The 24,576-nt window shown below is 67.1% G+C and carries 24 protein-coding genes; 6 read left to right on the top strand and 18 right to left on the bottom strand.

The genetic code is table 11. The features are described 5' to 3' along the window. Positions 1–36: 36 nt before the first annotated feature. Positions 37–411 carry a hypothetical protein gene (locus DM194_RS17470; protein ID WP_111068855.1) on the bottom strand — a complete coding sequence of 125 codons (375 nt, stop codon included), beginning with the start codon at positions 409–411 and terminating at the stop codon, positions 37–39. Positions 412–644: 233 nt separating this feature from the next. On the opposite strand from DM194_RS17470, the gene rraA reads away from it, so the two are divergent. After that, positions 645–1,151, top strand: a complete 507-nt coding sequence (rraA, locus tag DM194_RS17465) for a ribonuclease E activity regulator RraA (RefSeq protein WP_111068854.1) — start codon at positions 645–647, stop codon at positions 1,149–1,151. A 202-nt stretch (positions 1,152–1,353) separates the two neighbouring features. Next, positions 1,354–3,945, top strand: a complete 2,592-nt coding sequence (gene acnB, locus DM194_RS17460; protein WP_111068853.1) for a bifunctional aconitate hydratase 2/2-methylisocitrate dehydratase — start codon at positions 1,354–1,356, stop codon at positions 3,943–3,945. 73 nt (positions 3,946–4,018) lie between these two features. Here acnB and DM194_RS17455 read toward each other — a convergent pair whose 3' ends face one another. Beyond that, the gene (locus tag DM194_RS17455; protein ID WP_111068852.1) at positions 4,019–4,876 is read right to left on the bottom strand and encodes a LysR family transcriptional regulator; all 858 of its coding nucleotides are present in this window, start codon (positions 4,874–4,876) and stop codon (positions 4,019–4,021) included. A 94-nt stretch (positions 4,877–4,970) separates the two neighbouring features. Between DM194_RS17455 and DM194_RS17450 the strand changes: the two genes are divergently transcribed. Beyond that, positions 4,971–5,351, top strand: coding sequence for a tautomerase family protein (locus DM194_RS17450; protein ID WP_111068851.1), 381 nt, complete (start codon positions 4,971–4,973; stop codon positions 5,349–5,351). Between the two features lie 102 nt (positions 5,352–5,453). Here DM194_RS17450 and DM194_RS17445 read toward each other — a convergent pair whose 3' ends face one another. From DM194_RS17445 to DM194_RS17410, 8 genes are all read right to left on the bottom strand, one after another. Beyond that, a complete protein-coding gene (locus DM194_RS17445; protein ID WP_111068850.1) occupies positions 5,454–6,359 on the bottom strand; it encodes an MBL fold metallo-hydrolase in 906 nt (301 codons plus the stop codon). A gap of 79 nt (positions 6,360–6,438) precedes the next feature. Further along, a complete protein-coding gene (locus DM194_RS17440; RefSeq protein WP_111068849.1) occupies positions 6,439–7,215 on the bottom strand; it encodes an SDR family NAD(P)-dependent oxidoreductase in 777 nt (258 codons plus the stop codon). A 17-nt stretch (positions 7,216–7,232) separates the two neighbouring features. Further along, positions 7,233–8,759 carry a tripartite tricarboxylate transporter permease gene (locus tag DM194_RS17435; RefSeq protein ID WP_111068848.1) on the bottom strand — a complete coding sequence of 509 codons (1,527 nt, stop codon included), beginning with the start codon at positions 8,757–8,759 and terminating at the stop codon, positions 7,233–7,235. Positions 8,760–8,810: 51 nt separating this feature from the next. Then, the gene (locus DM194_RS17430) at positions 8,811–9,335 is read right to left on the bottom strand and encodes a tripartite tricarboxylate transporter TctB family protein (protein ID WP_111068847.1); all 525 of its coding nucleotides are present in this window, start codon (positions 9,333–9,335) and stop codon (positions 8,811–8,813) included. Between the two features lie 68 nt (positions 9,336–9,403). After that, entirely contained in the window at positions 9,404–10,393 is a 990-nt protein-coding gene (locus tag DM194_RS17425; RefSeq protein ID WP_111068846.1) for a tripartite tricarboxylate transporter substrate binding protein, read from the bottom strand. Positions 10,394–10,462: 69 nt separating this feature from the next. After that, positions 10,463–11,116, bottom strand: a complete 654-nt coding sequence (locus DM194_RS17420) for a 2-dehydro-3-deoxy-6-phosphogalactonate aldolase (RefSeq protein ID WP_111068845.1) — start codon at positions 11,114–11,116, stop codon at positions 10,463–10,465. Positions 11,117–11,123: 7 nt separating this feature from the next. Beyond that, the gene (locus DM194_RS17415) at positions 11,124–12,137 is read right to left on the bottom strand and encodes a 2-dehydro-3-deoxygalactonokinase (RefSeq protein ID WP_111068844.1); all 1,014 of its coding nucleotides are present in this window, start codon (positions 12,135–12,137) and stop codon (positions 11,124–11,126) included. Continuing rightward, complete coding sequence (locus tag DM194_RS17410; protein WP_111068843.1) at positions 12,122–12,934, bottom strand: IclR family transcriptional regulator; 813 nt, start codon at positions 12,932–12,934, stop codon at positions 12,122–12,124. Before DM194_RS17410 ends, DM194_RS17415 begins: the two co-directional genes overlap by 16 nt. A 242-nt stretch (positions 12,935–13,176) precedes the next feature. Here DM194_RS17410 and DM194_RS17405 point away from each other — a divergent pair, with 242 nt between their 5' ends. Then, positions 13,177–14,286 (top strand): branched-chain amino acid ABC transporter substrate-binding protein, encoded by a 1,110-nt coding sequence (locus DM194_RS17405; protein ID WP_111068842.1) that lies wholly within the window; start codon positions 13,177–13,179, stop codon positions 14,284–14,286. Positions 14,287–14,348: 62 nt separating this feature from the next. Here DM194_RS17405 and DM194_RS17400 read toward each other — a convergent pair whose 3' ends face one another. After that, positions 14,349–17,363, bottom strand: coding sequence for a bifunctional diguanylate cyclase/phosphodiesterase (locus tag DM194_RS17400; RefSeq protein WP_111068841.1), 3,015 nt, complete (start codon positions 17,361–17,363; stop codon positions 14,349–14,351). A 220-nt stretch (positions 17,364–17,583) separates the two neighbouring features. Between DM194_RS17400 and hmuQ the strand changes: the two genes are divergently transcribed. Both hmuQ and DM194_RS17390 read left to right on the top strand, forming a co-directional pair. Continuing rightward, positions 17,584–17,910, top strand: coding sequence for a heme-degrading protein HmuQ (hmuQ, locus tag DM194_RS17395; protein WP_111068840.1), 327 nt, complete (start codon positions 17,584–17,586; stop codon positions 17,908–17,910). 42 nt (positions 17,911–17,952) lie between these two features. Continuing rightward, on the top strand, positions 17,953–18,846 hold the full coding sequence (locus DM194_RS17390) for a pirin family protein (protein ID WP_111068839.1): 894 nt from the start codon (positions 17,953–17,955) through the stop codon (positions 18,844–18,846). Positions 18,847–18,916: 70 nt separating this feature from the next. Here the strand turns inward: DM194_RS17390 and DM194_RS17385 are convergent, their stop codons facing one another. The 7 genes from DM194_RS17385 to sufC form a co-directional block, all read right to left on the bottom strand. Next, positions 18,917–19,732: a hypothetical protein gene (locus tag DM194_RS17385; RefSeq protein WP_111068838.1), complete on the bottom strand. Its 816-nt coding sequence runs from the start codon at positions 19,730–19,732 to the stop codon at positions 18,917–18,919. Positions 19,733–19,861: 129 nt separating this feature from the next. Further along, a complete protein-coding gene (locus DM194_RS17380; protein ID WP_111068837.1) occupies positions 19,862–20,206 on the bottom strand; it encodes a HesB/IscA family protein in 345 nt (114 codons plus the stop codon). Between the two features lie 22 nt (positions 20,207–20,228). Further along, entirely contained in the window at positions 20,229–20,678 is a 450-nt protein-coding gene (locus tag DM194_RS17375) for an iron-sulfur cluster assembly protein (RefSeq protein ID WP_111068836.1), read from the bottom strand. A gap of 16 nt (positions 20,679–20,694) precedes the next feature. Then, positions 20,695–21,162 (bottom strand): Fe-S cluster assembly sulfur transfer protein SufU, encoded by a 468-nt coding sequence (gene sufU / locus DM194_RS17370; protein ID WP_111068835.1) that lies wholly within the window; start codon positions 21,160–21,162, stop codon positions 20,695–20,697. Further along, the gene (locus DM194_RS17365) at positions 21,159–22,421 is read right to left on the bottom strand and encodes a cysteine desulfurase (RefSeq protein ID WP_111068834.1); all 1,263 of its coding nucleotides are present in this window, start codon (positions 22,419–22,421) and stop codon (positions 21,159–21,161) included. The genes sufU and DM194_RS17365 overlap by 4 nt, the downstream gene beginning before the upstream one ends. Positions 22,422–22,423: 2 nt before the next feature. Beyond that, complete coding sequence (gene sufD / locus DM194_RS17360) at positions 22,424–23,803, bottom strand: Fe-S cluster assembly protein SufD (protein ID WP_246024434.1); 1,380 nt, start codon at positions 23,801–23,803, stop codon at positions 22,424–22,426. Continuing rightward, complete coding sequence (sufC, locus tag DM194_RS17355; RefSeq protein ID WP_111068832.1) at positions 23,803–24,555, bottom strand: Fe-S cluster assembly ATPase SufC; 753 nt, start codon at positions 24,553–24,555, stop codon at positions 23,803–23,805. Before sufC ends, sufD begins: the two co-directional genes overlap by 1 nt. Between the last annotated feature and the right edge of the window lie 21 nt (positions 24,556–24,576).

The raw sequence follows: 24,576 nt of genomic DNA, 5'->3' as shown, positions 1-24,576 counted from the left end.
AGAGGTTCCGGCGGGTGCATGTCCCCACACCGCGGCTTACCGCGCCCCCGGTAGCTTCGCTCCCCCACGGGCATAGAGCTGGATCGGCCGGCAATCCTCGTCGAGCGTGACCACCACCGCGCCCGGCTGGTCGTTCAGGTACACCCAGGCATCCCAGCGGACGATTCTGTCGCGGAGTTCGTCGCGGTAGATGCCGTAGCTCAACCCACGGATGTCCGAAGCCGGGATGCCGGCGCCGGTCAGCACGGATGCCACCGACGGGTTGCAGCTGTTCGAGGCGTTGCGGTCCAGTGCGGCCAGCACGGCTGGGTCAGGAGGGGCGACCGGTGGCGGAGCGATGGATCCGCAGGCCGCAAGCACGAGGGTCAGCGCGCCTGCCGCCGCAACGGCGGGGATTCTCGGAGTTCTCATGAGCGGGCACCGTTCCTTCTCTTTGCACCTGTCCGAATATGGGGGCGCATCGCCGACCCGGCGATTGCACCTTCGCCAAGCTCCTTGCCGCCAAACCTATAGCGGCCAAGCCTCCTGCGGCATGATCGCCGGCCGGCCGCGGCAGTGGATCCCGGGTCTTGCCTCCCGCTCGCCTTTGGCGCAAGAGGTGAGGGAAGACCACCTGCAACGTCCACGCTGCGGAGCCGCAAGCCATGTCCACCGGCCAGAATTTCGTCCCCACCTGCGACCTGTTCGACCGCTTCAAGGACGCCGCCCGCTATGTCCTGCCGGGCTTCCGCGACTTCGGCGCCGTCACCCGCTTCGCCGGGGAGGTCGTCACCGTGAAGTGTCTGGAGGACAACTCCCGCGTCAAGGAACTGCTGGCGACGCCCGGTGCGGGCCGCATCCTGGTGGTGGACGGCGCCGGAAGCCTGCGCTGCGCCCTGATGGGCGACATGATCGCCGCCTCCGCGGTCAGGAACGGCTGGGCCGGCGTGGTGATCTGGGGCTGCGTCCGCGACGTGGCCGAACTGGCGACCCTGCCGCTGGGCATCAAGGCGCTGGCATCGATTCCGCGCGCCTCGACCCGGCGCGACCAGGGGCTGGTCGACGTGGCCGTGGAACTGCCGGGCGCCCTCGTCCAGCCGGGCGACATGCTGTTCGCCGACGAGGATGGCATCGTCGTCCTGACGCCGGAGCAGGCCGCCGCGCTGAAATAAACCCGGGGCGGGGAAGTGGTCATACCAAACACCGGTAATACCAGTGCAGAAGCAGAGGCCATTTCGTCCTGTCCGCTTCACGTAAGCGGGGCGCCCCCTTGCGCTTTCATTTAAGCGGGCATATAAACCCGACCTGAGTTCAAGCGGGCCGTCTCACGGTTCCCATCCAAGGGCCGGCCTTTCATTTATGAGGAACCCTGCCGTGCTCGAAGCCTACCGCCAGCACGCGGCCGAACGCGCCGCCCTCGGAATCCCGGCCCTGCCCCTCACCGCGAAGCAGACGTCCGAGCTGATCGACCTGCTGAAGGCCCCGCCGGCGGGGGAGGAGGCCTTTCTCCTCGACCTGATCACCAACCGCGTCCCGGCCGGCGTCGATGATGCCGCCCGCGTCAAGGCCGGCTTCCTGGCCGCCGTCGCCAAGGGCAACGACAGCTCGCCGCTGATCTCCAAGGTGAAGGCCACCGAACTGCTGGGCACCATGCTCGGCGGCTTCAACGTGCAGCCGCTGATCGACCTGCTGTCGGACGCCGAATGCGGCGCCGCCGCCGCGGAAGGCCTGAAGAAGACCCTGCTGGTCTTCGACTTCTTCCACGACGTCAAGGAACTGGCCGACAAGGGCAACGCCAACGCCAAGGCGGTCCTGCAATCCTGGGCCGACGCGGAGTGGTTCACCTCGCGTCCGGAAGTCCCGGCCTCGATGACGCTGACGGTCTTCAAGGTGTCGGGCGAGACCAACACCGACGACCTGTCGCCGGCCCCGGACGCCTGGAGCCGCCCGGACATCCCGCTGCACGCGCTCGCCATGCTGAAGAACCCGCGTCCGGGCATCGAGGCCGACGAGCCGGGCCAGCGCGGCCCGACGAAGCAGCTGGAAGAGCTGAAGAAGAAGGGCAACCTGATCGCCTATGTCGGCGACGTGGTCGGCACCGGCTCCTCGCGCAAGTCCGCCACCAACTCGGTGCTGTGGTTCACGGGCGAGGATATCCCGTTCGTCCCGAACAAGCGCTTCGGCGGCGTCTGCCTCGGCACCAAGATCGCCCCGATCTTCTACAACACCATGGAAGACGCCGGCGCCCTGCCCATCGAGTTGGACGTCAACAAGATGGAGATGGGCGACGTCATCGAGCTGCGCCCCTATGAAGGCAAGGCCCTGAAGAACGGCGAGGTCATCGCCGAGTTCGCCGTCAAGTCCGAGGTGATCTTCGACGAGGTGCGTGCCGGCGGCCGCATCCCGCTCATCATCGGCCGCGGCCTGACCGCCCGCGCCCGCGAGGCGCTGGGTCTGGCCCCGTCGACCCTGTTCCGCCAGTCGGCATCCCCGGCCGACACCGGCAAGGGCTTCACGCTGGCCCAGAAGATGGTCGGCCGCGCCTGTGGTCTGCCGGAAGGCAAGGGCGTCCGTCCGGGCACCTATTGCGAGCCGAAGATGACCACGGTGGGTTCGCAGGACACCACCGGCCCGATGACCCGCGACGAGCTGAAGGATCTGGCCTGCCTGGGCTTCTCGGCCGATCTGGTGATGCAGTCCTTCTGCCACACCGCCGCTTATCCGAAGCTGGTGGACGTGAAGATGCACCACGAGCTGCCGGACTTCATCTCCACCCGCGGCGGCGTCGCGCTGCGCCCCGGCGACGGCGTCATCCACTCCTGGCTGAACCGGCTGCTGCTGCCGGACACCGTCGGCACCGGCGGCGACAGCCACACCCGCTTCCCGATCGGCATCAGCTTCCCGGCCGGTTCCGGTCTGGTCGCCTTCGCCGCCGCCACCGGCGTCATGCCGCTGGACATGCCGGAATCGGTGCTGGTCCGCTTCAAGGGCGAAATGCAGCCGGGCGTCACCCTGCGTGACCTCGTCAACGCCATCCCGCTCTACGCGATCAAGGCCGGCCTGCTGACGGTCGAGAAGAAGGGCAAGAAGAACATCTTCTCCGGCCGCATCCTGGAGATCGAAGGTCTGCCGGAGTTGAAGGTCGAGCAGGCGTTCGAGCTGACCGACGCCTCGGCCGAGCGTTCGGCTGCGGGCTGCACCGTGCTCCTGAACAAGGAGCCGATCATCGAGTACATGACCTCCAACATCACGCTGATGAAGTGGATGATCGCCAACGGGTACGCCGACGCGCGCACCCTGGAGCGCCGCATCAAGGCGATGGAGGCGTGGATCGCCGATCCGCAGCTGCTGAAGCCGGACGCCGACGCCGAGTATGCCGCGGTGATCGAGATCGATCTGGCCGACATCAAGGAGCCGATCCTGGCCTGCCCGAACGATCCAGACGACGTGAAGACGCTGTCCGAGGTCGCCGGCGACAAGATCGACGAGGTGTTCATCGGCTCCTGCATGACCAACATCGGCCACTTCCGCGCCGCCGGTAAGATCCTGAACGGCAAGTCGGACATCCCGACCCGCCTGTGGATCGCCCCGCCGACGAAGATGGACGCGATGATGCTGACCGAGGAAGGCTATTACGCCACCCTCGGCAAGGCCGGTGCGCGCATGGAGATGCCGGGCTGCTCGCTGTGCATGGGCAACCAGGCGCAGATCCGCAAGGGCTCGACCGCCATCTCGACCTCGACCCGCAACTTCCCGAACCGTCTGGGCATCGACACCCGCGTCTACCTGTCGTCGGCCGAACTGGCCGCCGTCGCGGCGCTGCTGGGCAAGATCCCGACCAACGAGGAGTATCTGGCCCAGGTCGGCGTGGTGAACAAGGCCGCCGCCGACGTCTACCGCTACATGAACTTCGACCAGATCCCGGCTTTCCAGGAAGTCGCGGAAAAGGTCGCCGTCCCGGCCTGATAGCCGGACACAGCGGTCAGTGACGAAAACCCCCGCCGGAGCGCTCCGGCGGGGGTTTTCTATTGTGGAGCTTTCAGCCTCGCACCGCGCTCCTGAAGGCGGCAGCCAGTCCGGCGAGCGCCTCGCGCGGTCGTCCATCCTTCACCCTCGTGTGCAAGATCACAGGCAGACGCGGCAAGGCCGGAAGGCCGAGCCTGGGACCGACGTCGACGGCACCGAATGGCACCATGCGTGGGGACAATGCTGCGACGCCTAGTCCGGCCATGACGGCCGCCGCCACCGCGGCCACGCCGCCGCCGACGAAGATTTCCGTCCAAGGCACATCCGCCGCGTCGAGAAGCTGTCCGGCCAGTGCCCGCACTCCACAGGGCTCGGCCATCGTGGCGATCGGCAGAGGTTCGTCCGCCCGATGCTGCCAGCTTGGCGCCGCGAACCAGCCGAATTGTTCTTCGGTGAGTAGCTGGCCGTCATTGCGCCCGGCGTGCAGGCGGACGATCACGGTGTCGAGTTCCCGGCGGTCGAAGCTCTGAAGCAGATCCCCCGACGATCCGATCCGGATCTCGATCACCAGTTGCGGATCCTGCGCGTTCATCCGGGCGATCAGGGCGGGAAGCTCCGGCCCCGCCACATGGTCGCTGATGCCGATGGCTATGCGCCGGCGCCCCTCATTCAGCGAGGCGAGCGCGCGATCATGCGCCTCCAGCAGGTCGCGAGCGTGATCGAGAAAGGCGGCGCCGCGTGGCGACAACTGTACATACCGCGGCGTCCGTTCGAACAGGCGGCACCCCAGCCTATCTTCGAGAAGCTTCAGCTTCAGGCTGACCGCAGCTTGCGTCGTCCGCATGGCTTCGGCCGCGCGTGTAAAGCTCTCCAGTTCGGCAATGCGCAGGAAGGCCCGAACCGCGTCGAGGTCGAGAGGTTGGTCCATCATTTCCAGCCATTATCTTAGATATAAAAAATCATAGCATATGGAAATGACTGCTCCACGGCTATTTTGAACGAGGACGTCATGGAAAGGATCTACGATGCCGCTCGTTCACATCTCCCTGCGCGCCGGAAAGCCGGAGGCCTACCGGCAGGCAATATTCGATGGCCTTTACCGCGCGATGCATGAAACCTTCAACGTTCCGGAGGATGATCAGTTCATGGCCATCACCGAACACGATGCCGTGAACTTCCGCTACAGTTCATCTTATCTTGGCGTCTCGCGAGGGGATGACCTCGTATACATCCAGATCACGGCGAGCAACACCCGCACCGTGGAACAGAAAAAGGCTTTGTTCGCGCGGATCGTGGAACTGCTCGGCGAAGATCCCGGCATTCGGCCGCAGGACGTGTTCGTCAACATCGTCGAAGTGGCGAAGGAGAACTGGTCGCTCGGCAACGGCCTTGCGCAATATGCCTGAGGCGCGAGCCGGCGCCCCGGATCAGCAATCTGGGTGCCTGCCGCGGCTCATCGCGAGATAACCGGGGCAGTGTGCCCCGGTGCCTCATGCCCAGTACGAAATTCAACCTTCCGGCCCGCAATAGGCGGTCCCGTCCTCCGCCCGTGCCGGCTTTTCCAGATAGATGCCCCGGCGCGGAATCGCGATGCGGTCGAACTCGTCCGCCAGCCGGTGCAGGGCGGTGCGCATCTCCGCTCCCCGCATCGGCTCGCCATGGCCGGTGATGACCAGTTCCGGTTCCAACGCGGCCAGCTTGGCGACGGACTCCCGCGCCTTGTCCCATTCGACGGTGAAATACATCGGCGGGCCGTGCATCTCCGCCCGCTGCACGGCGACCGCGTAGGCCGATTCCTGCCCGGTGGTGACGAAGGCATCGCCGACGATCATCGAGCGGTCGCGCTCGCGCCAGAAGGAGACATGGCCGACGCTGTGCCCCGGCGTGTGGACCCAGCGCCAGCCCGGCATGACCGGCACCGAGCGGTCTTCCGGCAGGCTCCGCAGGCGCGGTCCGACATTCACCGGCTTGCGGGGGTAGAAGCGCGCCAATGCCGCCATGGCGCCGCCGCCGACCGAGGGGTCGCCGGGCGGGTAGGCGGCCTGACCGTTCAGATAGGGGTGTTCCAGCGGGTGGGCGTAGACCGGCGCGTCCCATTCCTCCGCCAGATCCTCCAGCACGCCGACATGGTCGAAATGGCCATGGGTCATGACGATGGCGGCGGGGCGGGAGTCGCGACCGAAACGTTCGGCCGCCGCGGCGCGGATGAAGCCCTTGGTGCCCATCAGCCCGGCATCGATCAGCACCCATTCGCGGTCGCCGGCGCCGGGCGGACCCCAGAACACCACGTTGACGATGCCGAGCCGCCGATAGGCGAGGTCGGGCGCGATCTCGTGCGTATGGTCGTTGCGCAGCGCGTCGAGCGCCGGATCGATCGCGCTGCTGTCCTCCGACAGGGGGATCTGCGAGGCCATGGTCGTCCATCTCCAAGCCGTGTCTTCCGACAACAGCGGGAAAGGGCGCTTGTCCTGCAGATCCCTGCCGGTACTGGCCTTACGGCATGAACTGGCCGCCGTTCACGTCCAGAACCTGCCCGGTGATGTAGCCCGAGCAGCCATGGGAGGCGAAGAACAGGAAGGTCGGGGCGCATTCCTCCGGCTTGCCGAAGCGGCCCATCGGGATGCCGGTCGACACGCGGGCCTTGGCGGCCTCGTCCTTGTCGGCATGGAAGGCGGTGTCGAAGGTGCCCGGCGACACGGTGTTGAAGCGGATGCCCTCCTTGGTGTGGAAGGCGACCCAGTTCTTCTGGATGTTGTGCAGCCACGCCTTGGCGGCGCCGTACAGCCCGGCGCCCGGCCCGCCGCCGGTATAGCCGGCGACCGACCCGACCAGGATCACCGAGGCCGTCTGCCCGCTGTCCTTGGCCGACTGGCGCAGGTGGGGCAGGGCGTGCTTGGTGGTCATCAGGGCGGAACGGGCGTTCAGGTCGGTCACAGCGTCGAAGAACTCGTCGTCGATTTCCTCCAGCGGCTTGCGGCCGACCAGACCGCCGGCATTGTTGATCAGCACGTCGATGCCGCCGAAGCGCTCGACGAAGGCGTCCACCACGGACTTGCAAGCGGCGCTGCTGCACAGATCCCCGGCGAAGAAGGCCGCCTCGCCGCCCGCGGATTCCATCGCCTTGAGGATGGAGTCGAGATCGGCCGGCGCCTTGCGGCCGTTGATGCCGACCTTGGCGCCGTGGCGGGCGAAGGCCTGCGCCGCGGCCAGACCGATCCCCTGGGTCGAACCGGTGATCAGGACACGGCGGCCCTTCAGATCGTCGAACATGATTGCTTTCCTTGTGCTCAGGCTTGATTCAGAGGGCTTTGGGTTCCGGTTCGCCGGGTTTCCGACCGATGGCTGCGCCAGCGCTTCACCAGCGGCAGGAACAGGGTCAGGATGGCGACGCTCAGAAGCACGACGGTGATGGGACGGGTGTAGAGGAAGTCATAGCTTCCGCCCGACAGCGACAGGGCGCGGCGGAAATTGGCCTCCGCCATCGGACCCATGATCAGCGCCAGCACCACCGGCGAGGCCGGGAAATCCCATTTCAGCATGAAGTAGCCGGCGACGCCGGCGGCCAGCATGATGCCGATGTCGAACAGGCTGTTGTTGATGGCATAGGTGCCGACGATGCACAGGACCAGGATCACCGGGGTCAGCACCGATTTCGGCATCTGCAGGACGCGTCCCATGACGCGCAGCGACCCCAACCCGACCACCAGCATGGCGACGTAGCAGAACAGCATGCCGGCGAACAGGGTGAACACCAGTTCGGCATGGTCCTTGAACAGCAGCGGGCCGGGCTGCAGCCCCTGCAGCGTCAGGGCGCCCAGCATCACCGCGGTGACGGCGTCGCCGGGAATGCCCAGAGTCAGCATGGTCAGCAGCGCGCCGCCGGTGCAGGCGTTGGAGCCGGATTCGCAGGCGGCCACGCCGGACAGTTCGCCTTTGCCGAAATTCTCCGGCGTCTTGCTGAACCGCTTGGCCTCGTTGTAGGCGACATAGGCGGCGATGTCGGCGCCGGCGCCGGGGATCATGCCGATCGCCACGCCGAGACCGCTGGAGCGCGCCACCGTACCCAGCAGCGGGCGGAAGGTCGCCCATTCCGGGATGATCCGGCCAAGCGCGGCGGCCATGCCCATGCGGACCTTGGGATCCTCGAGCGACTTGAAGGCCTCGGCGGCGGCGAACAGGCCGATCATCACCGGGATGAAGGGGACATTGAACAGCTCGGTATAGCCGCCGGTGAAGCGCGGGAAGCCGTCCATCGGGTCCATGCCGACCGTGGCGATCAGCAGCCCGAGGAAGCCGGCGATCAGGCCCTTGATGACCGACCGGCCGGAAATGCTGGCGATGATGCTGAGGCCGAAGACGGCGAGCGCGAAGCTCTCCGACGCGCTGAACTTCAAGGCGAAGCCGGCCAGCACCGGGGCCAGGAAGATCAGGACGACGATGCTGGCGGTGCCGCCGAGGAAGGAGGACAGGGTCGCTGTACCCAGCGCCACGCCGGCCTTGCCCTTCCGGGTCAGCTCGAACCCGTCCATCGCGGTGGCGGCGGCGGCCGGGGTGCCGGGGATGCGCAGCAGGATCGCCGTCACCGAGCCGCCATAGATTCCGCCGAAGAAGACGCCGGAGATCATCAGCAGGCCGGACACCGGATCCATGCCGAAGGTGAAGGGCAGCAGGATGGCGACGCCCATGGTCGCCGTCAGGCCGGGCAAGGCGCCGATGAAGATGCCGAGCGTGACGCCGAACAGCGCCAGAAGCAGCGCCAGCGGGTTCGACGCCAGCGTGGCGAAGCCGTTCATCAGAAGATCGAGTTCATGCATGGCGGCGATTCTCCCCGACGATCGGTGCGGCCATAAGAAGGGTGGGGTGGCTCATTCGAACAGGACCCCCACCGGCAACGGCACCTGAAGCGCGTAGTGGAAGACGCCATAGACCAGCGCCGTCACGCCGACCGCCAGCACCGGGTTCCAGACCGGGCTGCGCTGTCCCATCAGCGCCAGGATCACCGCCATGTAGACGGCCGTGGCGATGCCATAGCCGACATACCCCATGACGGCGATGCAGCCGGCGGTCGCCAGCATGCCCAGCGCCACGCCGGCATAGCCGGCGATGCCGACCGACGCCGCTCCGGCGGCTGCCGGGGCGGTTGGCGTGCGCAGCGTGTTGGCGATCAGGATCAGGCACAGCAGGATCAGCGCGCCGGCGTGGATGATTGGAAAGCGGGCTGAACCCACGTCGGTCGCCAGCATGCTCTTGGGGAAATTGCCGGTCGCGGCGATGGCCGAGGCCGCGATGGCGATCAGAACGACGGCAATGACAAGGTTCGCGATCTTCGTCGTCAGCGGCATGGCGTTGCCAAGGCCGGGGTCTGCTCCCCCTGCGGGTGCGGTGCTCATGATCCGGTCTCCTCAACCTATGACGCGGTTCCCGATGGCGACCCGCCGGGAACCGCGTCGCTGCGGCTTTACTTCGCCATGCCCAGCTTGGTCATCAGATCCTTGAAGAAGGCGTTGTCCTTCTGCATGGCCTGACCGAACTCGGGACCGTCGGCATAGGCCCAGGTCAGGTTCATCTTGGCCAGCTGGTCACGGAAAGCCTGGTCCTCCGCAGCGGCCTTGCTGGCGGTGCGCAGGGTGTCGACCACCGCGGCCGGCGTCTTCTTCGGCACAACGATGCCGCGCCAGGTGGCGACGGACAGGTCGATGCCCTTCTCCTTCAGCGTCGGCACCTCCGGGAAGGTCTTGCTGCGCTCATCGGCCATGACGGCGAGCATGCGCAGCTGGCCGGCGGCGAGCTGGCTCGACACCTCGGCCGGGCTGACCGAAACCGCCTCGATATGGCCGCCCAGCAGCGAGGTCACGGCCGGGTTGGCGCCGTCGAAGGGCACATGGTTGAAGGTCGTGCCGGACTTCTCCTCAAGCGCCGCGGCCGCGAGGTGCCAGATGGCGCCGGTGCCGGAGTTGCCGATGCGGACCTTGCCCGGGTTGGCCTTGGCATGCTCCAGGAACTCTTCCACCGTCTTCCACGGCGCGTCGGCCTTGACGGTGATGGCGCTCGGCTCCGCGTTCAGGCGGGCGATCGGGGTGTAATCGTCGACGGTGAAGCGGGCGACGCCCATGTGCGGCAGCAGGGTGATTTCCACCGTGCCCATGCCGATCTTGTAGCCGTCGGGACGGGCGGCCATGATCTCGGTCAGGCCGACGGCGCCGCCGCCGCCGGTTTTGTTCACCACGCCGATCGACTGCGGCAGCTGCTTCTTGGCCGCATCGGCGAAGGCGCGGGCGACGAGGTCGGTGCCGCCGCCGGCGGCATAGGGAACGATCAGCTCGACGGGCTTGGCCGGATACTCGGCGGCCATGGCGGCGCCGGAGATGGTCATGGCTCCGGCGAACAGCATGCCGGCGGACAGGCCGGCCGTCAGAACGGTACGGGTCAGGCGGGTGGAGACCTTCATGGCAATCCCTCTGGGTGTGCCGGCTTCTGCGCCGGTCGTTGAAAGACGACGATCAGGAAGGGAGGTCGATCAGCGGCCGGACGAACCTTCCGCCCAGGCCTGGGCGAAGCGCTTGGCGCGGACCGCGATCTCGGCCACCGGCATGCCGGGGCTGTAGAGCGCCGAACCCAGCCCGAAGCCGGAAGCGCCGGCGGCGCGGAAAGGCTGCATGGTGTCGGGCGTGATGCCGCCGACCGGCAGCAGCCGCACGCTGTGCGGGATCACCGCGCGCAGGGCCTTCACCACGGTCGGGGGGATCTGTTCGGCGGGGAACAGTTTCAGCGCGTCGGCCCCGGCGGCGAGCGCGGCGAAAGCTTCCGTCGCGGTGGCGACGCCGGGGGTGCAGACCATCGAGCGCGATTTGGCGGCACGGATGATCGCGGTGTCGGCATGCGGCATCACCACCAGATCGGCGCCGATGGCGGACAGCCGCTCCACGGCATCCAGCGTCAGCACCGTGCCGGCCCCGACCAGGGCGTCGGAGGGCAGGGCACGGCGGATGGCGGCGATGCTGTCGAACGGGTCGGGCGAGTTCAGCGGCACCTCGATCAGCCGGAATCCCGCCTCGTAGAGTGCCGCCGCCGCCGGCTCCGCCTCCGCCGGGGTCAGGCCGCGCAGGATCGCGACCAGCGGCAGGGCGGAGAAGGCGGCATCGAAGCGGGCGGAAAGCGAAAGCTCGGTCATGGCGCGCTCATCGTGCAGGGGTGGTGCCGGCCGGAAGCAGCCCGGCCGCGGCGGCGAACTGGAACAGGCCGCGCGGGGCGGTATTGCCGAGCTGTGCCGCCGGCGTGACGCCGAAGGCGGCCAGACCGCGGCCATAGCGGCTGCACAGCGCCGGGGCGCCGATCAGCAGCAGCGGCGTGCCCGCCGGCATCTCCGCCAGCAGAGCGAGGCCGGCGCGCAGCTCGTGCCCGATCAGCAGGCCCGACAGGTAATGCGCCAGCGCCTCGGCCGGCATGCGTTTGGTCAGGCCCAGCGTGCGGGTCGCGAACAGCTGGTGGGGCAGGTCGCCGGGGCCGGCGGATTGCGCGGCGCGGATGCCGACGGCGAAGGCCGCCGCCTCATCCTCGGGCGATGCCTCGCGGTCGGCGGGCATCAGGCGGCCGAGCAGGGAATGGGTCTTCAGGACCGCGAACAGCTCCCCCGTCATGAAGGAGGAGAAGGCGGTGACGCGCCCGTCGGTGACGCGGACCCATTTCGAATGGGTGCCGGGCATCGCGATGCAGGCGTTCCGCGCCCAGTCGGCATTCTGGGCCAGCGCGCCGGCGATCTGGATTTCCTCGCCCCGCATCACGTCGGGGGGCGCGCCGGCCGGGTCGTGCAGAACGCCGGGGGCGATCAGGATGGGGCGGCCGGCCGCCGTCACCACCCGCGCCGCCTTGTCGGCCAGGGTCGCCGCGTCGGCCGGGGTGGTGACATAGGGCGCCTCGACCCAGCCCTGGGCGCTGCCGACCATGCCGCCGGCCACCACCGGCAAGCCGGGATGCGCGTCCAGCCAGTCCCCGCACAGGGCGGCCAGCGCGGCGTCGAATCCGGCCGGGCCGGGCTGCGGCAGGTTCTGGATGCCGTGGGCGGACGCCCGTTCGGCAACCACGCGCGCGTCGCTGTCCATCAGGAAGCCGCGCAGGCTCGACGTCCCCCAGTCCAGCGCGACCAGCGCCGGTTCGGTGGTGGCGTCGGCGGTGGAGGTTATCGTGAGATCCATCCCAGATCCTTGGATATCGCGTCCGCCGTGGCACGGACCAGCGGTCCCAGAGTGGCCATGCGGTCGTCGGGCATGTAGGGGACGGCGCTGGCGACGCTGATCGCCGCCACCACCAGATTCCGGCCGTCGCGCACCGGCGCGGAGACGCAGCGGATGCCGAGTTCGTTCTCTTCCAAATCCATCGCCCAGCCCTGGGCGAGGTAGCGGTCCAACTGCATCCGGAACTGCGGCCAGTCCGCGGGACGCGGCCGGTCGGCCGGCGCGTCGGGGGAGCAGAGCAGGGCGTGCAGCGATGCCCAGCGGGCGGGGGTCATGCCCAGCATCAGCGCCTTGCCCAATCCGGTGGAGGCGATGGGCATGCGCTGTCCGGTGCGGGACCGCATCTCCAGCCCGCGGGTGCCGGGAATCTTGTCGAGATAGAAGACCTCGCCGTTGTCCTCGACGCCGAGATGGACGGTGTCGCCGGTTGCCAGTGCCAGCCCCTCGATATGCGGGCGGGCGACGGCGACCAGGGGGCGCTGCTCCAGCGCCTTCATCCCCAGCTGGATCAGCTTCGGGCCCAGCAGATAGCCCTTGTAGGGGATATGGTGCAGATACCCTTCGGCCACGAGGCTGACGAGCATGCGGTGGGTGGTGCTGCGCGGGGTGCCGAGCCGCGCCGCGATCCCCTTCACGTCGCCGACCCCGGCCGCCACGCATTCCAGCAAGGCCAGACCACGCAGCAGGGTTTGGGTTCCGGCGCCCTGCGGCTTGCCGGCTTCCGCTTCCTGCTCGCTTCCTTGGATGATGCCGCCCATGACTTGTGTGTTGCCGTCGTTTTTTGCATGCTTGCGTATGTCTCAATATGTGTCAAATAGTTTCGTGCTATGCCAAATAGTGAGACATCTCTGGGCGACGACGAAGAGCCGCGGGGGGTGGTCCACGTGCCGGGCCACCCATGATCGCGCTTTCAAAATCCTGTCGCTTGGGTCAGAAATGGGAATGTGCCGGGGCCGTTGCGCGTGGTCCGGCGCAAAATGGTCATCCCAGGAGAAATAATATGCGTCTCACCGTCCTTTCCTTCGTCAGTGCGACGGCACTGCTGGCCGGCTTCGGCACGGCGCAGGCGGACATCGTCATCGGCCTCGGCACGGCGACCACCGGTCCGGTGGCGGCGCTGGGCGAGCAGTCGGTGTACGGCGCCAGGCAGGCGATCGAGGATATCAACGCCAAGGGCGGCGTGCTGGGCCAGAAGCTGGTGCTGAAGGTGGGCGACGACGCCTGCGACCCGCGGCAGGCGGTGGCTGTCGCCAACCAGTTCGTCCGCGATCAGGTCGCGGCGGTCGTCGGCCATCTGTGCTCCGGCGCCAGCATCCCGGCGGCCGACGTCTACCAGGAGGAGGGCGTGGTGATGATCACCCCGACCGCCACCAACCCGCTGCTGACCTCCAAGGGCCACCCGAACATCTTCCGCGTCTGCGGTCGCGACGACCAGCAGGGCGTGGTCGCCGGCAAGTATCTGGCCGATGCCTTCAAGGGCAAGAACATCGCGGTCCTCGACGACAAGCAGGCCTATGGCAAGGGGCTGGCCGACGTCGTGGCCGACACGCTGGAGAAGGCCGGCGGCAAGGTCGCCTATCGCGGCTCCGTCACCGCCGGCGAGCGCGACTTCTCGGCGCTGATCACCAGCCTGAAGGACAAGAAGATCGATGCCGTCTATTACGGCGGTTATCACCCGGAGCTGGGCCTGATCGTCCGTCAGGCGCAGGAGCAGGGGCTGAAGCCGCAGTTCATCGCCGGCGACGGCCTGAACAACCAGGAATACTGGTCGATCACCGGCCCGGCCGGCGAGGGCACGCTGTACACAGACAGCCCGTCGGCGGCCAGCGATCCCAAGGCGCAGGAGCTGATCGCCTCCTTCAAGGCGGCTGGCCTGCCGGAACCGGGCAACTTCGCCTTCTACAGCTACGCCGCGGTGCAGGTGATCGCGCAGGGCCTGCAGAAGGCCGGCAGCGTCGACGGGAAGAAGCTGTCGGACGCGCTGCATTCCGGCAGCTACGACACCGTCGTCGGCGAGGTCGAGTTCGACAAGAAGGGCGACATCACCAAGCCGAACTACGTCATGTATGAATGGACCAACGGCCAGCCCAAGATGGTCGCCCAGAAGTAACCTGGATGCCGGTTCGGGGGAGGTCCAAGCGGCCTTCTCCCGCCGGTTCAGGCGTAATGGTTTCAGGTGAGCGCCGGCTCCCTGGCGGCGGCCCGCTCCGCCGGGACGACGTATTTGCGCATGAAGTCGTCGACGGGCATCGGCCGGTCGAAAAAATAGCCCTGGAAGATGGCGCAGCCGTGGTCGCGCAGGAAATCCCGCTCGGCAGCGGTTTCCACCCCCTCCGCCACCGCCTTCAATCCAAGCCGGCCGGCGATCGACAGCATGGTTTCCACCAGCGCGGCGTTGTGGCTGTTGCGGTCCACATCCTGGACGAAAGAACGGTCGATCTTCAGCTCTCCCACCGGCAGCTGCTTCAGGTAGGACAGCGACGAGAAGCCGGTGCCGAAATCGTCCAGCGAGAAGGATATCCCGATCGCCGCCAGTTCCGACATCTTGGCGACGGTGTCGGCACAGTCGTCGATGGCGATTCCCTCGGTGATCTCCAGCGTCAGCAGGCGCGGGTCGATGCGGCTGGCGCGGACCGCGGCGACGACGCCGGCGCAGAAATTCGGCTGGCGGAACTGGCGCGGACTGATGTTGACGGAGAGGCGGCAATTGCAGCCAGCATCGGCCAGACGGCGCAGGACATGACAGGCCTCCATCAGGATCCAGTCCCCCAGCGGCAGGATCAGGCCGGAGTCCTCGGCCACCGCGATGAAGGCGCCGGGCGCCACGAATCCGCGCTGCGGATGCTGCCAGCGGATCAGCGCCTCGGCAGCGACCAGGGTGCCGTCGGCGCCGGTCTGCGGCTGCAGGAACAGCGTGAACTCTCCGGCATCCACCGCCTTGCGCAGATCCTGCTGCAACGCCAGCCGGGCCTGGGCATCGGCCAGCATAGCCGGATCATAGTCGCGGATGGTGTTCCGTCCGGCGTCCTTGGCGGCATACATGGCCATGTCGGCCTGTGTCAGCAGATCCTCCACCGTTTCCTCCGCCGTCTTGGGGAAGACGGTCAGGCCGATGCTGGCGAAGATGCTGTGTCCATGGCTGCCCAGGCGGAAGGGCCGGGCGACGGCCTGCCGCAGCTTCTCCGCCACCCGCCACGCGACCTTTGAGGCGCCTTCCGGCGTCGCATCCAGGTCGGGGAGCAGGATGACGAACTCGTCGCCGCTCAGGCGGCTGACCAGATCGTCCCTGCGCAGCGCGGCCTTCAGCCGGCCCGCCAGTTCACGAAGCAGGGTATCGCCGGCGACATGGCCATGGGCGTCGTTCAGCCCCTTGAAGTCGTCGAGGTCGAGGAACATCAACGCGCCGCAGCGACCGTTCCGCCGCGCCGTGCGCAGCTGGCCGTCCAGCCGTTCCAGCAGGAGGCGGCGGTTCGGCAGGTTGGTCAGCGGGTCGTAATGGGCGAGGCTTTCGATCTGCCGTTCCGCCCGCTTCCTCTCGGTGATGTCCATCACCACGGTCAGATAGCCGCGCACCGCGCCGCCGCTGTCGCGCAGAACGCTGGTGGCGGCGGAGAGGGCGATGCGGGCGCCGTCCCTGCGCAGGCCGGTCCATTCGCCGGAATCCGGCAGGCCGCTGTCGCGGGTACGGGCGACCAGGGCCTCGAACCCCGCGGGAACCCTGTGCCCCAGCTCCGCGGCGAGCCGGTCGGCATGGGCGCGAAGCTCTTCCCCGTCGAAGAGGTGGGGCAGGGAGGCCGTGCCGACCATTTCCCCGGCCGGATAGCCGAAGATCCGCTCCGCTTCACGGTTGAAGACGCGGATGATGCCGTCCAGCGTGGTGGCGACGATGCCGCAGGCGGCGCTTTCCAGAATGCCGGTGTTGAGCGACAGGCTGTCCTTCAGCGCCTCCCGGCTGGCATAGGTTTCGGTCACGTCCTGGAAGACCATGACCACGCCGTGCAGGGTTCCGTCGAGGTCGCGGATCGGCGAAGCCATGTCGGCGATGTGGCTGCGGCCGCCGTCGCGCGCCACCAGCACCGTGTGGTTGGCGAGACCGACCAGTTGGCCATTCTCCAACACCTGTTGGACCGGCACGGGAACCCGCTCCCCGGTTTCGGCATTCTCGATGTCGAAGACCTCTGTCACCGGCCGTCCGGCCGCCTCGCCACCGTTCCAGCCGGTCAGCCGCTCGGCCACCGGGTTCATCAGGGTCACTCGGCCGGCGGTGTCCGTCGCGATCAGCCCGTCGCCGATCGACAGCAGGGTGACGCGCGCCCGCTCCTTCTCCCGCCACAGGTCGCGCTCCGACTGGTGCAGCGCGATGAAGGGGCAATGGACCGCGGTGACGAACACGGCCCGGTACAGGTACCAGTAGCCGATGACCTTGTAGACGTGACCGGCCAGGTTGGCGAGGTCGTAGACGCTGAAGTAGAGCGTGCAGCAGAGTTCGCTGATCGCGACGGCGATGGCGGCGATCACCATGCGGTGGACGTCCAGCGCGCGGGCCTCGCGACGCCTCCTGTGGAAGTTCAGGGCGGCGCCGGCATAGAGCAGAACCAGCCCGTATTCGAACACGATCTTGAACGGCGTCAGCCCCTGGCCGGCGATGAAGGTGCGCGGCAGCAGGCCGGGCTGCCAAAGCACGACCCAGTAGACCGCCGCGGTGATCGCCAGCACGGCGCCGATCAGCGGAAATCGCAGCGCCGCAGATCCGGAACGCCAAGGCAGGGCGGCGGCGAGCAGGAGCGCCGCCGCCGCCATCCCACGGGCGGCGAGCCAGAAGGCGATGGCCTTCTCCGGTCCCGACGGGGTAACGAAATCGGGCATGCCGGCGTAGGACATCAGATGCCCGAAATCGAGCAGCGCCACCCCGAGGAAGCCGGTGGACAGGGCCAGCAGGGCCGGCGGCGTTTCATCCGTGTGGGAATGCCAGCCGATCGCGAAGATCAGGGCGGCCACGGCGATGGCGAAGATCTCGAAGAAGGTGTGAAGAGGCAGGTAGTTGGCAAGATCGCCCGAGCCTGTCAGCGATGCCGCTTCGAGAACCAGCAGGAACGGAACAGCCAGGATGAGAATGGTCGCAATGGTGCCGGGCGGCTTATAGCGGAGCCTGTCCGCTGCCGTCTGCGTTATGCTTGTTCCGGTCATGCCTTTCCTCAGGGCTGCGTGCTCGACCGATCCGGCCGCCAGCCATAATACAGTTATCCCATATTAGAGCTTCTTTGTATTAACGGATCGTAAGCATTCAGGAAGACAGCGGGCGACAGACCGGGTTGATTGCACTGCGGCGGCCCCAACCTCTATCCTGGTCAAGGTCGGGGCCAGGTCCGGGGCCGTGCCTGCCGATAACGCCGGGAAGGGAAACCGCATGTTCATCGCGATGAACCGCTTCAAGGTCCGCCACGGGGCGGAGCAGGATTTCGAAGAGCTCTGGCTGAACCGCGAGGTTCACCTGCACAAGGTTCCGGGATTCGTCGAATTCCACATGCTGCGTGGACCGGACCGGGAGGAATACCGGCTCTATTCCTCCCACACCGTCTGGAATTCGGAAGCCGCGTTTCAGGACTGGACGCGGTCGGAGGCCTTCCGTGCCGCCCACGGCAAAGCCGGCACCAGCAAGCCGCTGTATGTCGGGCCGCCGGAGTTCGAAGGGTTCGAAGTCATCCAGAGCGTGCCGCGCAATCCGGACGCCTGAACGCATATCGGGCCGCAACACCATCCGCCGGGAGGGAATCCGATGCTGGAACTTGTCATCGAACAGCGCCGCAAGAGCCTGGGCGGCTTCGAGGTGGGGCGGGTTCTGCCCTTCGCTCGGCGGCGGATGGTCGGCCCCTTCGTCTTCTTCGACCATATGGGGCCGGTCGATTTCCAGCCGGGCCTGCCGCGCGACGTCGACGTACGCCCCCACCCGCACATCGGCCTGTCCACCGTCACCTACCTGTTCGAGGGCGAGATCATGCACCGCGACAGCGTGGGCTCCGAACAGGCGATCCGGCCGGGCGAGGTGAACTGGATGACCGCCGGCCGCGGCATCACCCATTCCGAACGCTTCGAGCGGGCGCGGATGGAGGGTGGACGGTTGCACGGCATTCAGGCCTGGGTCGCCCTGCCCGTAGCGGATGAGGAGACCGACCCCGCCTTCAGCCATTACGGCACCGGCGACCTGCCGGTCTTCGAGGAGGGCGGCGTGCGCGGCCGGCTGGTGGCGGGCGAGGCGTTCGGGGCCAGGGCGGGGGTGAGGACGCACTCACCGCTGTTCTACATCCATTGGGATCTCGCCCCCGGCGCCCGGGTGGAACTGCCGGCGGATGGATGGGAACGGGCGGTCTATGTGGTGGCGGGATCGGTGGAGGCCGAGGGGCAACGCTTCGATGCGGGCCGGATGGCCGTCTTCGTCCCCGGTCATCCGGCGGTTCTGACCGCCTCCACGCACTCCATCGTCATGGCCGTCGGCGGCGAGCCGCTGGGCCAGCGCTTCATCGACTGGAACTTCGTATCCTCGTCGAAGGAGCGGATCGAGCAGGCCAAGGCCGACTGGCGGGCCGGACGGATGAAACTGCCCGACCTGGACAGCGGCGACTTCATTCCCTTGCCGGAAATGCCGAAGCCGCCGCCCAATCCCATGTCCTGAATGAGAGGTTCCTGAAAGAGAGGATCCTGAGGGAACGGCCGGCGACTCCGCGGCATCGGGGCGCCAGCGTCTACCGGCTGACCGGTTTGAAGCTGGACCAAGCCGGCATCGCGCCCTTGCCCAGACCTGGAATGTCGTAATCGGCGGCAAAGCGCGCCATGGCATTGTTCTCGAGTTTGAAACCGGCGGCGAAGAGCCGCTCAGCGGCCGCCAGTTCATCCTTGCTTGCGATTTTGTTCGTGGTCGCGCTTGTTTCACGATCGTCCTCGCCAAAATCGAGATCGACGAAGCGGTTCGTTTTGCTTTTGAAAACCGCCTCCATCAAAGCGCCCTCTTCTCTGGCGAACTGCAGCTTACCTGAAACTCCAAATCCCCTAAGGCGCTCGGAAACCGATCGGTGTATGGCGCTCACGTCCTCCTGGCTGATCGATCCGTTTTTCTGGACTTCACCCAACTGGTCGAGATCCTTGAGCGCCGCCCCATGGTCCGGGTTCTCGGCGGCTTTCGCGGCGGCGCTCTGTTCGCGCTGGACCTTCATGCGGTCAGCCATCTGCTGCTCTTCGGCGCTGTGGCCGCCCTCGGTCGCGAAACGATTGAACAGTGCATTCTTCGCCAGGGACCGCAGCCCCTTCACCGCGTCGTCCGCCGATACGCGGCCGGATTCGACGAGGCCCTCCAACTGCTTCCTGCTGTCGGAATCGAGATGTTCGAAGGCTTTCGCCGCCAAGCCGGTCAGGGCCTTGCCGAGCTTGCTGACCGTCACGCTGTCACCGGCCGACGCTGCGGTTAAGGATGGGGTAGATGCGGTCTTGCTGGAAAACAGCTGGGCCGCTGCGGTCCTGCCGGTCAGCGCCGCCCAGGCGCTGTTGTAAACGCTCTGCACCATCTCGCGCTCCCAACCTTGCGTGGCGATGCGATCACCATAGCGCAAGCGTGGGTATGAGTCAAAACTACGCGGGAATTAAACCGATGCTTCCTCCACCGCCGCGAGCAGCGGTGGAGGCTTTGCCGGACCTCAGACGTGGAAGCTCTCGCCGCAGCCGCAGCGGCCCTTCTCGTTGGGGTTCCTGAAGACGAAGCCGGTCTGGAACTTGTCGTCGACATAGTCCATCTCGCTGCCGATCAGGAACATGACGGCGGCGGGGTCGATCAGGATGGTGACGCCCTTGTCCTCCACCACCTCGTCGAACTTCATCTTTTCCTTGGCATACTGAACGTCGTAGCTGAGGCCGGAGCAGCCGCGCGCCTTCACGCCGATGCGCAGGCCGACCATGTCGTCGGTGGCCTTGGACATCAGCGCCTTGACGCGCTCCGCGGCGGCGTCGGTGATCGTGAGCGCCTTGGGCAGGGAACGGGCCATGGTGACGGTCTCCTAAATCGGCTCAGAACATATCCAGTTGCAGGCGGGCTTCCTCGGACATCATGCCCTGGTGCCAGGGCGGCTCCCACACCAGGTCGATCTTGACCTCGTTGACGTCCTCGACGCCCAGCACGGCCTGACGGACCTGCTCGGGCAGTTCGCCGGCCACCGGACACATGGGGCTGGTCAGCGTCATATCAATCTCGACATTGCGCTGGCCATCCATGTCCACACGGTAGATCAGGCCGAGTTCCCAGATATCGACCGGGATTTCGGGGTCGTAGCAGGTCTTGATGGCCGCCACGACGCGATCCATGATCTCTTCCCGCGGGTCGTAGCCCTCGGGCGGCTGGGGCATCGGCGCGAACTCCTTGGAGTCGGAGGCTTCTTTCGCCGCCTCGGCCTTCATATGCGCCTCGGCTTCGGCCGGGTTCGGGGCGATCGGGCGCTGCGTCAGGGCTTCATCGGGCATTTCGATCCCCCTTCCCTCAATACTGGTCGCTGGAGGCCGCAGCCTCGCCGTGGAGCGCTGCGTTCATCGCATGCCATGCCAGGGTCGCGCATTTCACCCGCACCGGGAACTGGCGCACGCCGGACATCACCATCAGCTTTTCCATGGTCTCGTCATCGACGCCCTCGGGGATGTCGGGCTCGTCCTGGGTGCACAGCTCGTGGAAGGCGTGGAACAGCCTTTCGGCCTCCTCCGCCGTCTTGCCGCGCACCAGTTCCGTCATCATCGAGGCGCTGGCGGTGGAGATGGCGCAGCCGCGGCCCTGGAAGGCCACGTCGTCGACCACCCCGTCCTTCAGGGTCAGATAGACCATGAAGCGGTCGCCGCACATCGGGTTCTCGCCCTTCGCCTCGCGGTTGGCGTCGTCGGGATGGCGGAAATTGCGGGGATTCTTGCCGTGATCCAGGATCACTTCCTGATACAGCTCGCGCAGATCGTCCATCATGCTCCGAAGAACTCCTTGACCGCCTGGAGGGACTGGACGAGGGCGTCGGCTTCCTCCCGCGTGTTGTACAGGCCGAAAGAGGCGCGGACGGTGGGGCCGACGCCGAAGCGCTCGGCCAGCGGCTCGGCGCAGTGCCGGCCGACGCGCACGGCGACGCCATACTGGTCGACGATGGTGCCGACGTCGTGCGGATGCACGCCCTCCAGCGCGAAGGAGATGATCGGCCCCTTGCCCGGCGCGGTGCCGACGATGCGCAGGCCGTCGATCTGCGACAGCTGTTGCGTCGCGTATTGCAGCAGATCGTGCTCGTGCGCGGCGATGGCGTCGCGGCCCAGCGCCTCGACGTAATCGATGGCCGCGCCCAGCCCGATGACTTCGGTGATCGGCGGCGTGCCGGCCTCGAAGCGGGACGGCGGCGCCTTGAAGGTGGTCCCGTCGAAGCTGACGCTCTCGATCATGTCGCCGCCGCCCTGGTAGGGAGGCATCTTCTTCAACAGGTCGTACTTGCCGTACAGCACGCCGATGCCGGTCGGGCCATAGAGCTTGTGGGCGGTGAAGACATAGAAGTCGGCGTCGATGTCCTGCACGTCCACCATGCCATGCACCACCGCCTGGCTGCCGTCGAACAGCACCGGAACGCCGCGCTCATGCGCCAGCTTGGCGATGGTCTTGGCCGGGGTGACGGTGCCCAGGACGTTGGAGCAATGGGTGATCGCCACCAGCTTCGTGCGGTCGGACAGCAGGTCCTTGTAGGCGTCCATGTCGAGGACGCCGTCCTCGTCGCAGGGCACGACCTTGATGACGATCTTCTTCTCGGCCTGGAGCAACTGCCACGGAACGATGTTCGCGTGGTGCTCCATGATCGACAGGATGACCTCGTCGCCTTCGTTCAGGAAGGTCCGGCCATAGCTGCTGGCGACGAGGTTGATCGCCTCGGTCGAGCTGCGGGTGAAGACGATGCAGCGGTCGCTGGGCGCGTTCAGGAAGCGCGCGACCTTGGTCCGCACCGCCTCGAACTGGTCGGTCGCGGTCTGCGACAGGAAATGAACGCCGCGATGGATGTTGGAATAGTCCTCCTCCAGGAAGCGGGTCATGGCCTGGATGACCTGACGCGGCTTCTGGGCGGACGCCCCGCTGTCCAGATAGACGAGAGGCTTGCCGGGCTTTCCTTTCCTGGCGTGGACGCTGCGGGCGAGGATCGGGAAATCCTCCCGCACCCGCTGCACGTCGTAGGCTTGGTTCAGGATGGCATCGGACATGGTTACTTCTGCTCCTCCAGCCAGCCGGCCACGATCCTCTGGAACGCCTCGCGGATCGGCTCCTCGGCGATTTCCTCAAGGGATTCCGACAGGAACGCGCCGATCAGCAGGCCCTGGGCGGTGTCGCGGTCGATGCCGCGGGCGCGCAGGTAGAACAGCGCGTCGTCGTCCAGCTCGCCCGCGGTGCAGCCGTGGCTGCACTTCACGTCGTCGGCATGGATTTCCAGTTCCGGCTTGCTGTCGATCTCGGCGCCGTCGGACAGCAGCAGGGCGCGGTTCAACTGGTAGCCGTCGGTCTTCTGCGCATCCGGGCAGACCGTGATCTTGCCCTGGAACACCGCGCGCGCCGTGTCGTCGATGACGCCCTTGTAGACCTCGCGGCTGGTGCCGTTCGGCTGGGCGTGGACGATCACCGTGGTCGTGTCGGCGTGCTGGGTGCCGCGGACCAGATAGCCGCCGCTGACATGCGTCCGCGCCTCGGTGCCGTCCAGCCGGCTGACCACCTCGTTGCGCGACAGCTTCGCGCCGGTGGTCAGGATGAAGTTGTCGTAGCAGCCGCCGGTCTCCACCGTCGCCGCGATGTGCGACAGGTGGATGGCGCCGCCGCCTTCGCGCTGCGACTTGTAATGATGCAGCGTCGCGCCCTTTCCGACGAACACCTCGGTGACGTGGTTCGACAGCGTGGTGCCGGCGCCGCGGCTGACATGGTGTTCGACCACCACCGCCCTCGACCCGGCCTCCGCGATCATCAGGGTGCGCGGATGGCAGGAGGTTGCGTGCGACTGCGACCCGTCGGAGACGAAGACCAATTCGATGGGGCATTCCACCTGCACGTCGGCCGGCACATGCAGGACCGGGCCGTCGGCGAGATAGGCGCTGTTCAGCGCCACAAGCGGCCGGTCGTCCGCCGCGGCGAGGCGGCCGATGTGGTCGGCGAGCAGGTCGGAATGGGTGGTCAGCGCGGCCTCGAGGCTCAGCAGTTCCACGCCGAGCGGCAGGCCGTCGACCGACGACAGATCGGCACGGAAGCGGCCGTCGACGAAGACCAGCCGCGGCCCGTCCTGCCCCTCGGCCCGCACGGTCGGCAGCAGGTCGATGACCGCCGCGGTGGGGGCGGCGGGCTGGAAGGCGGTCTTCGCAAGGTCGCGCAGGTTGGTGTAGCGCCAGGTTTCGTTCCTGATCGTCGGCAGGCCGACGGCGGCGAAGCGCTCACGCCCGGCGGCGCGCAGGTCGTTCAGCCAGGACAGGCCGCTGCCGGGCAGGCCGGGGCCCATCTGGTCGAGCGGGGCCAGGAAGGCCGGCGCCGTCGCCGGATCGGCGCCCCGCGTCGAGTAGGTCATGGGATGAAGGGGGGAGTTGGCTTGGGAAAGGAGCGCCGACATCAGGCAGCCTCGCTCGCGCCGAAGTCGCGGTAGCCGTTCTTCTCGAGCTCCATCGCCAGCTCCTTGCCGCCCGACTTCACGATGCGGCCGGCGGCCAGGACATGGACATGGTCGGGAACGATGTAGTCGAGCAGGCGCTGGTAGTGGGTGATGACCAGCATCGAGCGCTCGGGCGACCGCAGGGCGTTGACGCCCTCCGCCACGATCTTCAGTGCGTCGATGTCCAGCCCGCTGTCCGTCTCGTCGAGGATGGCGAATTTCGGCTCCAGCACCGCCATCTGCAGCGTCTCGTTGCGCTTCTTCTCGCCGCCGGAGAAGCCGACGTTGACGGCGCGCTTCAGCATCTCGTCCGACATGTTCAGCGCCTTGGTCTTGGCGCGGATCAGCTTCAGGAACTGCATGGCGTCCAGTTCCTTCTCGCCGCGATGCTTGCGGATGGCGTTGATCGCGGATTTCAGGAAGGTGGTGTTGCCGACGCCGGGGATTTCCACCGGGTACTGGAAGGCCAGGAAGACGCCCTCGGCCGCCCGCTCTTCCGGCTCCATCGCCAGCAGGTCCTTGCCGTAATAGGTGACCGAACCTTCCGTGACCTCATAGCCGTCGCGGCCGGCCAGCACGTAGGACATGGTGCTCTTGCCGGCGCCGTTCGGCCCCATGATGGCATGGATCTCGCCCGGGCGGATCGTCAGGTCGACGCCCTTGAGAATTTCCTTGCCGTCCACGGTGGCGTGCAGGTTCTTGATCTCGATCATCGTCTTGGCCTCGTTGTCTTC

Origin of the sequence: Azospirillum ramasamyi (genome assembly GCF_003233655.1) — a bacterium.
GTDB classification, from domain to species: domain Bacteria; phylum Pseudomonadota; class Alphaproteobacteria; order Azospirillales; family Azospirillaceae; genus Azospirillum; species Azospirillum ramasamyi.
This window is presented reverse-complemented; position numbering and strand designations above follow the sequence as displayed.

Bases quoted from the DNA above. Each gene is read 5' to 3' on its own strand.
- DM194_RS17470 (WP_111068855.1), bottom strand. From the start codon at position 411: ATGAGAACTCCGAGAATCCCCGCCGTTGCGGCGGCAGGCGCGCTGACC.
- rraA (WP_111068854.1), top strand. From the start codon at position 645: ATGTCCACCGGCCAGAATTTCGTCCCCACCTGCGACCTGTTCGACCGC.
- DM194_RS17455 (WP_111068852.1), bottom strand. From the start codon at position 4,876: ATGATGGACCAACCTCTCGACCTCGACGCGGTTCGGGCCTTCCTGCGC.
- DM194_RS17450 (WP_111068851.1), top strand. From the start codon at position 4,971: ATGCCGCTCGTTCACATCTCCCTGCGCGCCGGAAAGCCGGAGGCCTAC.
- DM194_RS17445 (WP_111068850.1), bottom strand. From the start codon at position 6,359: ATGGCCTCGCAGATCCCCCTGTCGGAGGACAGCAGCGCGATCGATCCG.
- DM194_RS17440 (WP_111068849.1), bottom strand. From the start codon at position 7,215: ATGTTCGACGATCTGAAGGGCCGCCGTGTCCTGATCACCGGTTCGACC.
- DM194_RS17435 (WP_111068848.1), bottom strand. From the start codon at position 8,759: ATGCATGAACTCGATCTTCTGATGAACGGCTTCGCCACGCTGGCGTCG.
- DM194_RS17430 (WP_111068847.1), bottom strand. From the start codon at position 9,335: ATGAGCACCGCACCCGCAGGGGGAGCAGACCCCGGCCTTGGCAACGCC.
- DM194_RS17425 (WP_111068846.1), bottom strand. From the start codon at position 10,393: ATGAAGGTCTCCACCCGCCTGACCCGTACCGTTCTGACGGCCGGCCTG.
- DM194_RS17420 (WP_111068845.1), bottom strand. From the start codon at position 11,116: ATGACCGAGCTTTCGCTTTCCGCCCGCTTCGATGCCGCCTTCTCCGCC.
- DM194_RS17415 (WP_111068844.1), bottom strand. From the start codon at position 12,137: ATGGATCTCACGATAACCTCCACCGCCGACGCCACCACCGAACCGGCG.
- DM194_RS17410 (WP_111068843.1), bottom strand. From the start codon at position 12,934: ATGGGCGGCATCATCCAAGGAAGCGAGCAGGAAGCGGAAGCCGGCAAG.
- DM194_RS17405 (WP_111068842.1), top strand. From the start codon at position 13,177: ATGCGTCTCACCGTCCTTTCCTTCGTCAGTGCGACGGCACTGCTGGCC.
- DM194_RS17400 (WP_111068841.1), bottom strand. From the start codon at position 17,363: ATGACCGGAACAAGCATAACGCAGACGGCAGCGGACAGGCTCCGCTAT.
- hmuQ (WP_111068840.1), top strand. From the start codon at position 17,584: ATGTTCATCGCGATGAACCGCTTCAAGGTCCGCCACGGGGCGGAGCAG.
- DM194_RS17390 (WP_111068839.1), top strand. From the start codon at position 17,953: ATGCTGGAACTTGTCATCGAACAGCGCCGCAAGAGCCTGGGCGGCTTC.
- DM194_RS17385 (WP_111068838.1), bottom strand. From the start codon at position 19,732: ATGGTGCAGAGCGTTTACAACAGCGCCTGGGCGGCGCTGACCGGCAGG.
- DM194_RS17380 (WP_111068837.1), bottom strand. From the start codon at position 20,206: ATGGCCCGTTCCCTGCCCAAGGCGCTCACGATCACCGACGCCGCCGCG.
- DM194_RS17375 (WP_111068836.1), bottom strand. From the start codon at position 20,678: ATGCCCGATGAAGCCCTGACGCAGCGCCCGATCGCCCCGAACCCGGCC.
- sufU (WP_111068835.1), bottom strand. From the start codon at position 21,162: ATGATGGACGATCTGCGCGAGCTGTATCAGGAAGTGATCCTGGATCAC.
- DM194_RS17365 (WP_111068834.1), bottom strand. From the start codon at position 22,421: ATGTCCGATGCCATCCTGAACCAAGCCTACGACGTGCAGCGGGTGCGG.
- sufD (WP_246024434.1), bottom strand. From the start codon at position 23,803: ATGTCGGCGCTCCTTTCCCAAGCCAACTCCCCCCTTCATCCCATGACC.
- sufC (WP_111068832.1), bottom strand. From the start codon at position 24,555: ATGATCGAGATCAAGAACCTGCACGCCACCGTGGACGGCAAGGAAATT.